The sequence below is a fragment of the Mesorhizobium carmichaelinearum genome (assembly GCF_900199455.1).
Classification (GTDB): domain Bacteria; phylum Pseudomonadota; class Alphaproteobacteria; order Rhizobiales; family Rhizobiaceae; genus Mesorhizobium; species Mesorhizobium carmichaelinearum.
This window is the reverse complement of sequence record NZ_FZQR01000017.1, coordinates 99,448-114,246: the sequence shown is the minus strand read 5'-3', so window position 1 is coordinate 114,246 and position 14,799 is coordinate 99,448. Positions and strand designations below refer to the sequence as shown.

13 protein-coding genes and 6 pseudogenes are annotated in these 14,799 nt (G+C 61.2%); 10 read left to right on the top strand and 9 right to left on the bottom strand.

Annotated features, from left to right (window positions below; translation table 11 throughout):
* Positions 1-156: 156 nt before the first annotated feature.
* Positions 157-807, bottom strand: a pseudogene (locus tag CKW40_RS30440) (sensor histidine kinase); the annotation flags it as partial.
* A 49-nt stretch (positions 808-856) separates the two neighbouring features.
* On the opposite strand from CKW40_RS30440, the gene nirD reads away from it, so the two are divergent.
* The 3 genes and pseudogenes from nirD to tnpB form a co-directional block, all read left to right on the top strand.
* Positions 857-1,186, top strand: coding sequence for a nitrite reductase small subunit NirD (nirD, locus tag CKW40_RS30435; protein WP_095203464.1), 330 nt, complete (start codon positions 857-859; stop codon positions 1,184-1,186).
* Positions 1,187-1,206: 20 nt separating this feature from the next.
* Positions 1,207-1,608 carry an IS66-like element accessory protein TnpA gene (gene tnpA, locus CKW40_RS45435; RefSeq protein ID WP_095203463.1) on the top strand — a complete coding sequence of 134 codons (402 nt, stop codon included), beginning with the start codon at positions 1,207-1,209 and terminating at the stop codon, positions 1,606-1,608.
* Between the two features lie 26 nt (positions 1,609-1,634).
* A pseudogene (tnpB, locus tag CKW40_RS46005) lies at positions 1,635-1,721 on the top strand (IS66 family insertion sequence element accessory protein TnpB); the annotation flags it as partial.
* A gap of 85 nt (positions 1,722-1,806) precedes the next feature.
* Here tnpB and CKW40_RS30420 read toward each other — a convergent pair.
* From CKW40_RS30420 to tnpA (CKW40_RS30405), 6 genes and pseudogenes are all read right to left on the bottom strand, one after another.
* On the bottom strand, positions 1,807-2,814 hold the full coding sequence (locus CKW40_RS30420) for a tyrosine-type recombinase/integrase (RefSeq protein WP_095203461.1): 1,008 nt from the start codon (positions 2,812-2,814) through the stop codon (positions 1,807-1,809).
* Positions 2,811-3,743 (bottom strand): tyrosine-type recombinase/integrase, encoded by a 933-nt coding sequence (locus CKW40_RS30415; protein ID WP_095203460.1) that lies wholly within the window; start codon positions 3,741-3,743, stop codon positions 2,811-2,813. Before CKW40_RS30415 ends, CKW40_RS30420 begins: the two co-directional genes overlap by 4 nt.
* Positions 3,740-4,501, bottom strand: a complete 762-nt coding sequence (locus CKW40_RS44765) for a site-specific integrase (protein ID WP_244571345.1) — start codon at positions 4,499-4,501, stop codon at positions 3,740-3,742. The genes CKW40_RS30415 and CKW40_RS44765 overlap by 4 nt, the downstream gene beginning before the upstream one ends.
* Positions 4,502-4,673: 172 nt before the next feature.
* On the bottom strand, positions 4,674-4,976 hold the full coding sequence (locus tag CKW40_RS44760) for a hypothetical protein (RefSeq protein ID WP_244571344.1): 303 nt from the start codon (positions 4,974-4,976) through the stop codon (positions 4,674-4,676).
* A 142-nt stretch (positions 4,977-5,118) separates the two neighbouring features.
* Positions 5,119-5,205: pseudogene (locus CKW40_RS46000) on the bottom strand (IS66 family insertion sequence element accessory protein TnpB); the annotation flags it as partial.
* Between the two features lie 26 nt (positions 5,206-5,231).
* Positions 5,232-5,618 (bottom strand): IS66-like element accessory protein TnpA, encoded by a 387-nt coding sequence (tnpA, locus tag CKW40_RS30405; protein ID WP_244571343.1) that lies wholly within the window; start codon positions 5,616-5,618, stop codon positions 5,232-5,234.
* A gap of 254 nt (positions 5,619-5,872) precedes the next feature.
* On the opposite strand from tnpA (CKW40_RS30405), the gene CKW40_RS30400 reads away from it, so the two are divergent.
* The 3 genes from CKW40_RS30400 (at position 5,873) to CKW40_RS30390 (ending at position 9,221) form a co-directional block, all read left to right on the top strand.
* Complete coding sequence (locus CKW40_RS30400) at positions 5,873-7,228, top strand: sensor histidine kinase (protein WP_095203458.1); 1,356 nt, start codon at positions 5,873-5,875, stop codon at positions 7,226-7,228.
* A gap of 92 nt (positions 7,229-7,320) precedes the next feature.
* A complete protein-coding gene (locus CKW40_RS30395) occupies positions 7,321-8,475 on the top strand; it encodes a sugar ABC transporter substrate-binding protein (protein WP_095203457.1) in 1,155 nt (384 codons plus the stop codon).
* Between the two features lie 350 nt (positions 8,476-8,825).
* Positions 8,826-9,221, top strand: a complete 396-nt coding sequence (locus CKW40_RS30390) for a hypothetical protein (protein ID WP_244571342.1) — start codon at positions 8,826-8,828, stop codon at positions 9,219-9,221.
* A 334-nt stretch (positions 9,222-9,555) separates the two neighbouring features.
* Here CKW40_RS30390 and istA read toward each other — a convergent pair.
* Positions 9,556-10,368: pseudogene (gene istA, locus CKW40_RS30385) on the bottom strand (IS21 family transposase); the annotation flags it as partial.
* Between the two features lie 329 nt (positions 10,369-10,697).
* On the opposite strand from istA, the gene CKW40_RS30380 reads away from it, so the two are divergent.
* On the top strand, positions 10,698-11,183 hold the full coding sequence (locus CKW40_RS30380; protein WP_244571341.1) for a TadE/TadG family type IV pilus assembly protein: 486 nt from the start codon (positions 10,698-10,700) through the stop codon (positions 11,181-11,183).
* Positions 11,116-11,843 (top strand): annotated as a pseudogene (gene istB / locus CKW40_RS30375) (IS21-like element helper ATPase IstB). The gene CKW40_RS30380 and the pseudogene istB overlap by 68 nt, the downstream one beginning before the upstream one ends.
* Positions 11,844-11,988: 145 nt before the next feature.
* On the opposite strand, the pseudogene CKW40_RS30370 reads toward istB, so the two are convergent.
* Positions 11,989-12,486, bottom strand: a pseudogene (locus CKW40_RS30370) (transposase); the annotation flags it as partial.
* Positions 12,487-13,004: 518 nt separating this feature from the next.
* Between CKW40_RS30370 and CKW40_RS44005 the strand changes: the two are divergent.
* Together CKW40_RS44005 and CKW40_RS30365 are read left to right on the top strand one after the other, a co-directional pair.
* Entirely contained in the window at positions 13,005-13,175 is a 171-nt protein-coding gene (locus CKW40_RS44005) for a hypothetical protein (RefSeq protein WP_179298171.1), read from the top strand.
* A 94-nt stretch (positions 13,176-13,269) separates the two neighbouring features.
* Positions 13,270-14,481 carry an NAD(P)/FAD-dependent oxidoreductase gene (locus tag CKW40_RS30365; RefSeq protein ID WP_095203456.1) on the top strand — a complete coding sequence of 404 codons (1,212 nt, stop codon included), beginning with the start codon at positions 13,270-13,272 and terminating at the stop codon, positions 14,479-14,481.
* Positions 14,482-14,799 lie beyond the last annotated feature (318 nt).

The window sequence follows — 14,799 nt, the reverse complement described above, 5'->3', positions numbered from 1 at the left end:
CAAACGGCAGGCAAGGTTTGCGTACAATCCATGCCCCTCAATTGCCGAGCAGTTCGCGATCATTGCCGCCTGATCATTGACGCGAAAGCGTCGCGTGGTGACCGAAATCACGATTTGCGACAGATCCGTTTTGAGCGCTACGCTATGGAACCGGTGTCACGCCGCCCGAGGAACCCGTGAGGTGAATGTCGCCTTGGTCACCGACACGCTGGTGCCGTCAGCGTCGCTGACGACATCGACCCTGGCATCCAACTGCTTCACGAGCGCCTCGACGATGGCTGTGCCGAGGCCGGTATTTGGCACATCGTTCGCGATCTTGCCGATACCATTGTCCGAAACCGTCAGTTTCCAGTCGCTGCCGGAAGTCTCGTAGGTGACCTGGATACGGGCGCCGTCCCTCTCCTTCGGAAAGGCATACTTGATCGCATTGAGCACGAGTTCGGTGACGATCAGCCCAAGGCTGACGGCCCGTTGTGAATCCATCCTGCCGTCTTCCACCGTCACGTTGACGGCGATCAGCTGGGCTTCGCCGACCATGGACGAGGCTAGGCTGCTGCATAATTTCGGCAAATAGGAGCCAACGTCGATCTCGTCGATGCCGACCGAGGTGTGGAGATGGCGCTGCACTTCGGCCACGGACAGGACGCGTTGATGGGCGTCCTTGAGATGCTGGCGCGTCTCTTCCGAGGTGACCGAGCGCGCCTTCAGGAGCAGGATGCTGGCGATGATCTGCAGGCTGTTGGCGACCCGGTGCTCCATTTCGCGCAACAGCACGTCTTTCTGGTTGAGCAGATCTTCGGTGCGCCGATGGCCTCGGTCGGGTTTGCGCAGGCGGCGGAGTAGGGCGATGGAACAGTTGAACTGGATCGCCATCGGCTCCCTCTCGGACATTCCGCGCCGTGGCGCGCGCTGCGTCGCCACGCCTGAAGGCAAGATCGCCGTCTTCCGCACCCAGGACGATCAGGTCTATGCCATCGACGACCATTGCCCGCACAAAGGCGGGCCGCTCAGCCAGGGCATTGTGCACGGCACGGCGGTGACCTGTCCCTTGCACAATTGGGTGATCTCGCTGGAGACCGGCAAGGCGCTTGGCGCCGACGAAGGTGCCGTGCGCACCATTCCGGTCAGGATCGAAGGCGAGCATCTGTTCATTGCGCTGGAAGCGCTCGCCAGCCGCGCGGCCTGAACCATGGAAATTGACGCAGCGTGCGACGGCTTGAGATATTCACGGGTTCTGGACGGCGGCGCGAATGGTTGCCGGAGGAGAAGGCGCGGATTGTGGCGGAAAGCTACGATGCTGGCGAGACCGTGAGCGCGGTGGCTCGGCGACATGCATTGTCCCCGCAGCAGCTGTTCGCCTGGCGCCGGTCCGCGCGGGTGCCGTTTGAGAATGCGCCGGCACCGGAGCCGTTGTTTGTTCCAGCAGTGGTCGCGGCATCGGAGCCCGAACCGGCGGGGAAGCGCGCGAGATCGACACGGCAGCGGAAGGCCGCGCGAGAAACCGGCGTGATAGAGCTGGAGATTGACGGCGTCGCCATGCGGGTCGGTCGTGGCGCCGACGCCAGGACGGTGGCGGCGGTGATCCGTGCGCTGAAGGCGCCGTCGTGATCGGGCCGACGGGTGTGGTCAAGGTGATGGTCGCGACGAAGCCGGTGGACTTCCGCAAGGGGGCCGAGGGTCTGGCGGCGCTGGTGCGCGAGACGATGGGCGCCGATCCGTTCTTATGCGTCGGGCGAGATTATGTGGCGGAGTCGCCCTGATGTGCGGCAGGGCCTGCCAAGTCTGGAGTCCTCCGCCACATAATAATCAGATGGAGTTCAGCAGCTGCAGAACGGCGTCGTTTGGTCGGAAACGCACGCCGAAATCGCCCGAGACGCCCGCCTTCTCGAGTCCTTTGCGCATCATCTCGACATCCGCGGCGGCATAGCGATGTGTCGTGGCGACCTGTGCGTGCCCGAGCCAAGCCTGGATCGTCAAAAAGTCCACGCCGGACCGGAGAAGCTGCATGGCCAGGGAGTGACGGAAGATGTGCGGCGATATGGGCTTGTCGTCCAAGGCCGGCCTGATGGCCACGGCTTCGGCGGCCGCACGCCGCACGATATGAGTCGCTCCGAAACGAGTCAGGCGCTCGTCGCGGGGGCCGACGAATATAGGTCGCGGTTCGTGATGGGTGATCCCGCGCTCGCTCAACAAGGTCGTCACCGCTCGCACCAGATCCTTAGGAATGGGGACGACGCGGTCTCTGCGCCCTTTGCCGCGCAGGAGCACTTGCGGGTGCGACCGCTCCAACTGAAGGTCGTTTGCGTTGACGCCGGTGGCTTCGGAGACCCGGGCGCCGGTCCGCGCCAAGAAGAGCAGAAAGGCTCGGTCGCGCCGACCACGGGGCGTCTTTGGATCGGGCGCCGCGATGAGGGTGTCCACTTCGGCCTTGGTGAGATGGTGCGTCACCCCAATGTGCGCCCGTTTAATGGGAATCGTCAGCACGCGTTGGGCGACACCGAAGGACGCCGGGTCGGCGGCTGCGACATGGTGGAAGAAGGATCGGATCGCGGACAAGCGGGCGTTGCGCGTGGCGACGGAATTGTTCCGCTTCTCCTCGAGCTCGTCGAGAAAAGCGAGAACGAGGTCTCGGTCGAGATCTTCGAGCGTCAACGCCGCCGGCCTCTTCCGCAACCGGGCGGCGGCAAAGAGGATCAGGATGCGCAAGGCGTCGCGATAGCTGGCCACGGTCGCGGGAGTCGCGTTGCGCTGCTTGGTCAAGCGCCGGCGAAAGTAGGACTCCAGGAGCGGCGCCAGGAGCAAATGTTCGCTCATGCTGCACCTCCGTCGAGGAAGGCGCGCTCAGCCGCAATGGCGAGGAGCTCCGCCGAGCCAGTGAGGTAGTAGGCTGTGTCGCTGTAGCTGGCGTGACCGAGATATGTGGCGAGCAACGGGAGCAGCGCCTGAACGTCTGCGCGCTGTTGGTGCCAGAGGCTGAGGCGGGTCACGGCGAAACGATGCCTGAGATCGTGCGGCCTTAACGGCTTGCCGCCATCAAGACGGGCGAGCTTGCGGACCTCAGCAAAACCGTTTTGCAGACCCGTCGCCGAAAGGCGGTTGCCTCGGGAGCTGAGGAAGAAGGCCTGATCCTTGGGCGTGGGAAAAGCAGCATCGCGCTCACGCACATATTGACGAAGGGCTGTTTGGGTCGTCGTGTGAACAGGAACGAGACGGTCCTTGCGGAACTTCGTCTTCCGAACGAGGAGAACCCCGTTGGCCAAATCGACGTCGGAACGATCAAGCCTGACCACTTCGCCCGATCGCAGCCCCGAGCTCGCCAACAATCCGATCAGCGTCGCCATCGTCCGCCCTCTGAGAGGGGTGCCTTGCGAAATGCGGGCGCATGCGTCGATGAGCGACGCCAACTCTGCCTCGCTGAGGATACGCGGAGGCGGAATGGCTCTGGATCTGGGAAAAACTCTGCGCTCCAAGGCCTCGGTTCGGACGTCATAGATGGCGAGATACTCGTAAAACCTCCGGAGCACGCCGTGACGAGTGACGCGGCTGTTAGCGGCGCCGCTGAACGACAAAGCGAAATCCAGCGCCATCGTTCGAGTGGCGGGCCCATGGAGCCGAGCGCGCTCAACGTAGTGGACGAAAGCCCGCAACGTGCCAGCTTGCTTGCTGAAGGCGTAGCCAAGCGAGCGGCGCAATTCGATGTAACGCTCGGCCTTCTCGCCGAGGCATCGGGCAAAGGCGGTCATACGACGCCTCCAGGAAAGGGAAGTGCCACCTCGGCGAGCTGCAAGGCCGCGACCTTTACGTACAGCGCTGTTGTGTTGATGCTCCGGTGCCCGAGAAGATCGGCAACTTCGTTGATCGGCGTTCGCTGCCTGACGAGCTGGGTGGCAAGGCTGTGGCGCAGGAGATGCGCACCTGCGACCCGCCCGACGTCGACGCCGCCATGCCGCAACCGCTTCCGTACGATCCTCGAAACAGGCGACGCGCACTTGAAGGGTCCGACGGGCGGCGTGAAGGACAGGAACAGATACGGACTATCCACTTTCGGTCGAGCGCGCAGGATATAGTCAGCGAGCGCGGCGCCGGTCTCCTCGAGAAGCGGTGCCGCCCGGTCACGCTTACCCTTGGTGCGCCGGACAAAAACCTCGCCGGTTCGCCAGTCGATATCCTGCAGCTGAATGGCGCGTAGCTCGCCGTTGCGAATACCCGTGGTGGCGAGCAGCAACAGGACGGCTCGATCGCGGATGTCGACCGGCGTCGTTGCGCCGATCGCATCGATTGCGCGCCGAACGTCATCCCATGCAAGGCGCGGCGGCAAATGCGCCAAACGCCAATGGGGCGTCCCTGGGACGAAGCAGGCGAGATCCTGGTCATGGTAGCCAGCCCAATACAAAAATCGAAGAAATGTTCGGATGTGAGAAATCGCTGCCGTGCGGGTGCCGGTGGTCGCCGAGAGCGACAGCCGATGCTCGACAGCAGCGAGGACGAGCTCAGCCGTCAACGTCTCGAGGTCTTGGCCGGGATGGCGAAGGCGGAACCAATCCAGAAAGCGGCGGCCGCCCAGAAGAACGCCTTCGCGGGTCTTCGGCTCCAGGCCCCGCAGCTGCGCAGATAGTCCGAAAAGGAGGCCAGAAGTGGAGCAACCGGATCATCCTCTACACTTGGAACGGAAACTATGAACCGCTCCGAGCCACTCGCCGTGCGTGTCCCAGAGCCGACACTGCTCCAATGCGCGGAGTATCCGTAGTAAACGTGTGCAAATAGCTGTCGACGACACCTTGATGGATCGGCATCGGACCACAGCGCGTCGCGGCAAACTGGCTAAAACGCGCAATCCGGCTCAGGTAAATCTTGGCGGACGCTCGCTTATAACCAAGCGTGAAAAAATGCTCCGCGAGGCGATCCATCTCGCCACCGAGTGCACCGCCACGCAGGCGCTTGAGCACCCTACGATACGAAAAATAGAAGTCGAGCATCCTGCCCCTCCAGCATCGCGGCGCAGGGGAATCCCGCGTCCGTCAGAGAGGCATGAAATATTATGTGGCGGAGGACTCCAGACTTGGCAGGCCCTGCCGCACATCAGGGCGACTCCGCCACATAATCTCGCCCGACGCATAAGAACGGATCGGCGCCCATCGTCTCGCGCACCAGCGCCGCCAGCCCCTCCGCACCCTTGCCGAAGTCGACCGGCTTCGTCGCCACCATGACTTTGACCGCGCCCGTCGGCCCAATCACGACGTTGCCTTCAGCGCGCGGATCACAACCGCCACCGTCTTCGCGTCGGCGCCACGGCCCACCCGAATGGCGACGCCGTCGATCTCCAATTCGATCACGCCGGCATCTCGGGCGGCTTTCTGCTTCCGTGATCGTTGCGGCCGTTTTGCCGCCGGCGCCGGCATCGGCGCTGCAATCACCGCCGGCACGAACAAGGGTTCCGATGCAGGCACTTCCGCCAAGGGCTGACGAGCCGCCCGACGCCAGGCGAACAGTTGCTGCGGGGACAAAGCGTATCGGCGCGCCACCGCGCTCACGATCTCGCCGGTTTCGTAGCTCTCCGCCACGATCCGCGCCTTCTCATCCGGCAACCATTCGCGCCGCCGGCCGGTGCCGGTGAACACCTCAAGCCGCCGCGCAGGCTCGTGATCGCTGGATTTGAGCGTAAGCTCTGAAATCGTCATGTGTCGAAGCCCTCAAAGGCTCCGAACATCATCCATCACGTCCACGCGCGAAAGGTGCCCCCAGAACAGCGCTTACTGCTTGACGATCGATCACGCATCAAAATCAAAAGCTAAGTGGCAAGTTTTGAAAGCGGGTCTTATTAGCTCTCACTACATGATGGCGCACTCGCCTAAAATCGGGCAGGAATGCGCCGATGCAATTCTCCAACCGCAAAATTGTCCGATTCACGTCCGCCTCCCTGCTGATAGGGTTTGCGGCGCTTATGGCCATTGTCGCCACCAACTTCTGGCTGGGGCAGAGGGCTCAATCCTATTTCGACAATGCGATTGAAGCGCGCGATATACGAGTCGCTGCTGTCGAGTTGAGAAATGCAATGCAGACGGCCGAGGCGAGCGAGCGCGGCTTTGTCATCACCGGGAACGAAATCTATTTGGGGCCATATGAAACCGCCAAGGCTGGGGCACAGCGCCACATGCAAGCGCTGCAGACCTTGCTGACGTCCTATCTCGATTCGAAGCCTACACTGGAAAGGCTTTCCGCAATTATTGCCGCCAAGTTTGATGAGCTGGACCAGACAATCGCTCTCAAACGAGATCACCGCGACGCCGAGATATTGGCGATATTCCGCACGAACAAAGGCAAGGCTTTGACTGACGAAGCCAATGTGTTCTTTTCGGGCATCATTGTAAAAGCCGATGACCGGCTTACCTCCGGTGTCGCCGAACAACGTGCTAACAGCGCGTGGCTGCGGCTCGTTTCGGCAATCGGCGGATTTGTCATCGTCGCCGTGGTTGGCGGAGCAGCCTATGGTGCTGCTCGCTACACCAGGGAACTTCGCGATACCCACGACGAGGTCAATGCGCTTAATGACAAGCTGGAGCAACGTGTCGCCACCCGCACCGAGGACCTGGCAAAGGCGCGTGATCGAGCCGAAGTGCTTTTGTCAGAGGTCAACCACAGGGTCGCCAACAGCTTGGCTCTTGTGTCGTCTCTCGTGAAACTGCAGGCGAAGGCAGTCGGAGATCTCGCGTCCAAGGAAGCGCTGGCCGAAACCCAGGACCGCATCTTTGCGATCTCGCTGGTGCACAGGCGGCTGTATGGCTCGGCCAACGCTCGCTCGGTTGACCTGGACGAATATCTGACAGGCCTGCTCGATCATCTGCAAACGTCGATGCGCAGCCAGGTTCACGGTGTCAGCCTGTCTTACAAGATCGAGCCAATCGACCTCGAAACGGACATCAGCATCAATCTGGGCGTTGTGGTCACCGAACTGGTCACCAACGCTTTCAAGTATGCCTATCCGGATGGTGTCGGAGAAATCCGCGTCCGGCTAAGCAGGCTGCCAGGTGAACAGGCGGAGTTGGTGGTCGAAGACGACGGTGTTGGAAAGGCAGACGGCGCACCTGCCAAAGGCACCGGCGTTGGCAGCAGAATCATCAATGCGATGTGCATCAGCCTCGGCGCCAAACTGGACTACCGGGATCTCCAGCCCGGAACGGCCGCCCATTTGGTGTTTTCCACAAAACCACGGCGCGCTACTGCTGGATAGTAGACCCGGTCACCGCAAGGTGAAATGACTGCAGCGGCATCACCTGCGTTAGCGCGTTCACCGCCAAAGGGTGATGTCGAGGGGGGACAAAAATGTTTGATCGCAATAAAATTGCCGGTCGACGGCTGATCGGGACAGCGCTGCTTTTGGTCGCCGCGGTGGGCGGGCTCACCGTCGCGGATGCCAAGGAAGGCGCCCCGGGCATTACCCAGCGAACGGTATTCCCCGCCTTCGATCCCCATGCGCCCTCCTGCAACGCTCCGGTTGGCCTCACAAAAGTGTTGGCCTACGTGCAGGAGAACGAGCGCGACTTCCTGCAAGGGGTCGACCACGGTCTGTCCATGGCTGCAAAGAACCGCGGCCTGGAATATCGAAGAGTGTTGGCGGAAAACGATGTGGGTAAGGCGATAGCCCACGTGCAGTCTTTGGTCGCGGCGAAGGTTGGCGCCATGGTTGCCACCTCATCGGATCCAGTGGCTTTCAGTCCGGCTCTTCAGCAGGCGATCTGGTCGGGGGCGTTTGTTGGCACGATTGTGCCCCCACCGGCAACGCTGCTGCTCAATGCCCCGCAATATCGAACTGGCAAGGTGCTGACCGATGCAGCCATTGACCATATCAACACCAAGCTGGGCGGTAAGGCCAAGGTCGTTCTGCTGACCCAGGATACGATGGAGTTTCTGGCGCCCCGGTTCACGGCTATGCGCGATGGCCTGAATGCGATGCCTGGCGTGATCATCGTCGCCGATATCGCACCCAAGCCGGTTACCAAGGAAGGCGGCGCCGCCACCATGAAAACCATCCTGCTCGCCAATCCGGATGTCGACGTCGTCCTCGGTGCGGATGCGGTGGTGCTGGGCGCGCTGGAAGCGTTACGCGCGGCAGGCAAAGATCGACCCGACCAATTTCTCGGCGGAATTGATGGCGAGCCGGAAGCTGTCGCTGAAATCAGGAAAGGGAACAGCCCTTACAAGGCGAGTATCTCGTTGTCCTCGCCCGTGTTCGGCTATGCCATGGGGCAGTTTGCAGCCGACTGGCTCCAGGGCAAAAGCATCCCGCATGCGATGGACATCCTTCCTATAGCTCTGACAAGTGCCAACCTCGCGCAATACGAGGCAGATCTGCTGGACCCAGCCTCGGTGTATGCCGACGCGGCGCGCCGGGATGCATACCTCAAGATGTATGGAAACATCTGCTATGACAGCCGCGACCGATATATAAATTTCCCTTGGTCGTCTGAGCAGAAGTAGCTACGCGGTGCCACCGTCGATCTGGTACAAAGACCGGTCTCCGAGGCGGCTCTGAAGGAAGCTTCAGGCGCCGCCGCCTGGAAAACGCTTCCGTCGTACTTCGTCTGGCTTGGCCGACAAAAGCATCCCTCCGGCTCTGCACGACTTCATGGCGAAGCGTGCGCAGGCGCGCGACATCGTGGTCGTGCAGGGTGCATCGCACGCCGTCATGCTTTCTCATCCGGCAAAGGTTGCCGAAGTGATCGAGGAGGCCGCGCAGGCCCGTTGAGCGATCACCATCACCGGAGGATTCAGGGTCTCTACTCCATTCGCGCCGCAAAACCGCGCCCAATACCAGCAAGGACAGACACATGACCAACTTTCCTATTCACTCCATCGAAACAGCGCCGGGGGCTTCCAGGCCGGCACTCGAGGCCTTGAATGCAGCCTTCGGCTTCATTCCAAATATCGCCGGCGCCATGGCGACATCGCCTGTGCTTATCGGTAGTTTGACCGACCTCTTCGGTCGCGTACATGGCGGAAGCTTCAACGAGGCGGAGATCCAGATTCTGCTTTTGACAAATGCCGTCACCAACAATGCCGAATGGGCTGTGGCATTTCACTCCTATCTGGCAATTGCTCAGGGGGTCGGCGTTGAAGCTGTGACCAGCATCAGAGATGGCGCGCTGCCTAAGGACGCCAGGTACGCGGCTCTTTCGAAACTCACGCTACGCTTATCGAGAAGCGCGGTGGTCTCAGCAAGCTAGAAAAGCACGAATTCCTCGGCGCGGGCTTCGATGAGAACCGGTTGCTGGAGGTGGTCGCCGTCCTCACGGCGTCTACGATCACAACTACACCTCCAACATCACCCACCCGCCGCTAGAGGCGACATTTCAGCCGCATGCCTGGCAGACAGGTCGAGACTGACCCGGATAGGCAACATCTCGCCATAGGAAAGTGGCCGCAATCGAGTCCTGCTCAGCAGACCTAAGTTTTATCCGGCCAATTCAGTCGACCCGGTAATGCGGTCCACTAGCGGCGGCCGATTCCATGTCGCCTCGGTCGTCATCAGCGTCCGCAGTCCTGGGCTTCCTCAGGCCAGATATCGGCAATGGTGCCGCGCATTTGCCATGCGGGGTCTGCTGCCAAAGCTCTTTGCATCGAAGCTCCAGCCAGTCGTTCAGGGCTTCCAGTGATGGAAAGCGTGGACGCGGGATTGCAGAACTCAGGCTCGTAGAGATAGTGGCTGGCCATGGCCATGAAGCGGACATTGACGTCGCGCTCCTTGCCGCGGCCGACCTTGTCGATTGCTGTTCGCATATTGTCGTAGATGCCGCGCCGGGGAACGCCGCCAAAGACACGGAAAGCATGATTGTGAGCGTCGAACAGCATCTCGTGCGTCTGCAACAGATAGGCCCGCACGATGAAGGCCCTGGAGTAGCTTAGCTTTGTATGTGCCATCTGCAGCTTGGTGCGTTCGTTGCCGATGATCGCCCAATCTTCTGACCAGTCGAACTGGAACGCTTCACCCGGATCGAACGAAAGCGGCACGAATGTCCCGCGCCCTGTCGTCTGTAATTCCCTCTGCAGATCCGCCTTCCACTCCCGAGCGAAAGCCGCAACACGACCGTAAGACCCCTCATAGCCAAGGCTCAGCAGATCGGCATGAAGCTGCTTGATCGTGCGTTTCTGCTTGCGGTTCTTTTTGGCTTCCGTCCTCAGCCAGGCTGACAATCGGTCGGCAAATGCGTCAAGCCTGCTCGGCCGCTCTGGAACCTTGAACTTCGGCTCCACCTCACCCACCCGCAGGTATTTGCGCACCGTATTCCGCGACAGGCCGGTCCTTCGGCTAATCTCACGGATCGATAGATGCTCTCGAAAATGCCAGCGTCGGATCACGCTCAATAATGCCATGTCGATCACTCCGTAGCCCCCGCTGAAAACACGCAGGGCAAGGTTCAAACATGGGTCAATTCTCGGTGAAAATATCCTGGGTTGCCGGGTCAGTTCTCAGTGGCAATCAACAGTTAGTCTGCCGGAACAACTTGCTCTTCCCGCCGCGGGGGTGCCGCCCATCGCCTTCGGCGTCTTCTCTGCTTCCAGCACTATCGGCCATCTGGAGGTGATCCGTGTCCGCTAGAGCAATCCGAGGAAACGTGCGTAGCAGTTTTCTGTTCGGCATTGCGTCAAAACAACGCTCCAGAGCACCCGCATTCGGGCGAGATCGGTCGGGCGGGGCCGGTTTGGAATTCGCGCTCATCGCGCCTTTCCTCATCATGCTGTTGTTCGGCATCTTCGCCTTCGGTTGGTCGATGAATGCCGTCTCCAGCGTTCGCTATACGCTCGAGACATCGTCACGCTCGCTGCAACTTCAGAACACGTTGACCCAGGCCGACATCCAAGCAATCGCGACGCAAAAACTGCTGGCCCTGGGTCTGAAGGATGCGAATGTCACGATCGCCATCGATCCGGTGAGCGGCGGCTTTCGCATGGCGCATCTGACCGCCACCTACGCCTTGGTTATCGACTTCCCTTATTTCAGCGCCTTCCCGATCAACTATGCGACGACCGTTACCGTGCCGCTGGTCGGGACGCACTTCGCCTGCAGCATGAACCGCAGGCCGACTGCGCCCGTTACGACAGCCTCAGGAGGGCAAGCTGATGGAACGCACCCAGGTTCTGGAACTGATGGGAACGCTGAAGCTCTATGGCATGCGCGGCGCCTATGACGAGGTCATGGCGACAGGCATCAAGCGCCAGCACGAGCCGCCGAGGATCGTCGGCGATCTGCTGTCGGCCGAGATCGCCGAGAAGCAGGCCCGCTCCATCAAATACCAGCTCACTGTCGCCAAGCTGCCGATCGCCAAGGACATCGATGAGTTCGACTTCGACGGCACGCCGGTCAACGAGGTGCTGGTCCGGGACCTTGCCAACGGCACCTTCGTCGCCGACCAGCGCAACGCAGTGCTCATCGGCGGCACCGGAACCGGCAAGTCGCATCTGGCAATGGCCATTGCCCGCGCCCTTATCCGCAACGGCTCACGTGGCCGCTTCTTCAACGTCGTCGATCTCGTCAACCGGCTCGAGACAGAGCACCGCGGCGGCAAGCAGGGCCGTATCGCCGACTACCTCACCCGGCTCGACTTGGTCGTGCTCGATGAACTCGGCTATCTCCCGTTCGCACAAGCCGGCGGGCAATTGCTCTTCCACCTGATCAGCAGGCTCTATGAACGGACCTCGATCATCGTCACCACCAACCTGGCGTTCGGCGAATGGCCCGCCGTCTTCGGCGACGCCAAGATGACGACAGCGCTGCTCGACCGTCTCACTCACCACTGCGAGATCATCGAGACAGAAACGAATCCTGGCGCTTCAAGAACCGCGCCTGATCACCCCATCAAGCTGCCAAGCGCTATCCGCGCTCGCCCGGGCTGCGCAACCCTGACCAGCTCCGCCCGGGCGAACGCTGACCGCTGCGCATTCCATAAGAGGGGTCAAAATTGGGGTCTGACGCATTCTCGCTGCGGTCCCAGCCTAGGTTGTCCCGACAAGGCGGGCCTGGAGCAGATCGATCTTGGCGCGGCCATACATCTGTCGTTTGATAAGTTTGAGCTTGGTGATCTGGCCCTCGGTCTGGCCATTCGACCATGGTGATATGATGGCATTGCGGACTGCGGCCATGTCCTTTTCGACTCCGTTGGCAAAGGAACTCACGAGACTTGCTTTGGCGCCCTCGAGCCAACCGTCCAATTTTGCCGCCGCCTTCGATCGGATCATCCGGTGAAAGTCATCGATCAACGTTCGCGCGATGGGCAGTTCAGGGACATTATTCTCGATCGCGGCAACCAGCACGGCATCCGATTTGGACAAGTCATCACGCGCCAACGTCATGAGTCTTGCGATACTTCGTGCCGAAGGCGTGCGAGCAAGCGCGCTTTGGTCGGCCTTTTCGGCCAGCCGCCGGCGCCGCGCCCATTCGGAGACGACACCGCTCTGGCCGTGGAAGCCCTTCTCGCGCATTTCGCGCCAGAGCGCAGATAACGGCCGCGAGTCCGCAGGCACCGGACGAGACAATCGTGGTCGTCTTGCCTCGCATCTCCGCCTCGAGCAAACGTAAATCCAGGCGCATCAACGAAGCGAATTGACCTAGCACTTCGTTGACGACAGTCCCGAAGGGACGGCGATCGACACCATCATCAATCTTCCGCCTGCCTCCATATTGGAGAATAAAAGCTGCCGCCGCCGGAAGGTTCCGGAGCGCTGGACAAAATTCACCCGTTAGGGCCGACGGCGACGCCGATCAATGCCGTCAGGCATTTGACCGTGTTGCCAAACTGGTGGGCTTGTATTGGCTCATTCCTGCTTGCGCGGCGGACATCTCTGTCCGGATCGTACTGGGGAGATAAAGGCCGATGACCGAAACATGCGGCCGAGATCTAACAACCGTCAGCCACCGATAAAGCGTCGAGTCACGCCTCACAAATATTGATTGGAACAGCTTTTCCAGCCGTGCGTTTCGCCCACTTATCTCGCCAAAATGGAGTGCGCCCATGGGAATTTTTACGAAAGACATCGAGGCGATGGACGATCTCTTCCCGCGCGGTGCTGGCGTGGACGTCGAGACGGGCGACCTGAGCTTGCCCGGCCTTAACGAAGGGCGCCGATCCTTTGGCGTCCTCTCCTTCGAGGATGCGCTTCTTATTGCCCCGCCGGTTAACTAAGGCGGCGATCACTGTCGGCAATGCCGCCTTAGCGGCGGGCTTTTTGTAAGAGCATAAACGCGCCACAGGTCCCAAGCGCCCCCAGGAGATTGTCATGCCCCGCAAGCTCGATCTCAGAAGCGGTCGGCCGGTCTGGTTCGCCTACAGGGCGCCTGCGGTGCCTGTTGAAAAGCTCACGCGCGATGTGAAGACCGACGTGCTGATTGTCGGGATGGGCATCAGCGGCGCGATGATGGCGGAGGCGCTGACGCGCGACGGCCATTCGGTGATTTCGATCGACCGGCGCGGCCCGCTGCAAGGCTCGACCCCGGCAACGACGGCGCTGGTGCAGTTCGAGATCGACCAGCCGCTGACAAAGCTTTCGCGCATGATCGGCCGAGCCTATGCGGAACAGGCGTGGCGACGGTCGCGGCTTGCCGTCCTGAACCTCCGCGGACGTATCGCCGAACTCGGCATCGACTGCGGCTCGACCGGCATCCAGTCGCTCTACCTCGCCGGCAACGCGCTCGGACCTTCACAATTGCATGATGAAGCAGAGGCCCGCAGGCAGGCGGGCGTCGGCGCAACCTACCTGAGCCATGAACCACTGGCGGAAAAATTCGGCATCGACCGCGCCGCCGCCATTTTGAGCCATGACAATCTCGCGCTCGATCCGCGCAAGCTTACCGCCGGCCTGCTGCTCAAGGCGCTCCCGCGCAAGGCACGGCATTATGCACCGGTCGAGGCGACAACCATCGAGGACAGTCACGACGAAGTTGTTGTCGGCACCAGCCTTGGCCCGACCATCACGGCCAAGCATGTGGTGCTGGCGACTGGCTTCGAACTGACCGACATTGTGCCGGCGACGACGCATCGCGTCATCTCGACATGGGCAATCGCCACCCGTCGGCAGCCGCGCAACATCTGGCCAGGCGCCGCCCTTATCTGGGAAGCGTCTGAGCCTTACCTCTATATGCGCGCGACCGCGGACGGCCGCGTCATCTGCGGCGGCGAGGATGAGGATTTCACCGACGAAGTCCTTCGCGATACCTTAACGGCGAACAAGTCGGTGCGCATCGCCGAAAAAATCGGCCGACTGTTTCCGCACTTGGACACCAGGCCTGAATTCGCCTGGGCCGGCTCCTTCGGCAGCACGACCACCGGTCTGCCCTATATCGGCGCGCTGCCGCGACATCCGCGAATTCATGCGGTGATGGGCTATGGCGGCAACGGCATCACCTTCTCGCAGATCGCCTCCGAGATCGTCTCCTCGGCGATCGGCGGTGCCGGAGACACGGATGCAAAGCTGTTCGCGTTCAACCGTTGAGGTGATTTCCACTCCGACCGGGAGGATAGTTCCTTTCATGGGAGCGGCGTTGGGGTTGGGCCGCTGCAGCTTGGCAACCCGCCGCCCGAAAGGTGCGGCGGGAACCGAAACCCCTCAGAAACGAACGGGCGGGGAATAGGCGAACATTATCCAACAAGCGGACGATGGGATTCCAGTGGTGCCCTCCGTCGATTTGCTGCAGGCGATGCCCGTCGCCTCCTCGAATACAGTTGTCCTCGCGCGCCGACCTTCAATGAGTGCCGGTCGTCTGCGATCGGACCTCCCTGCGCCGTGGTCAGGATGTCGATGTAGCCGTCA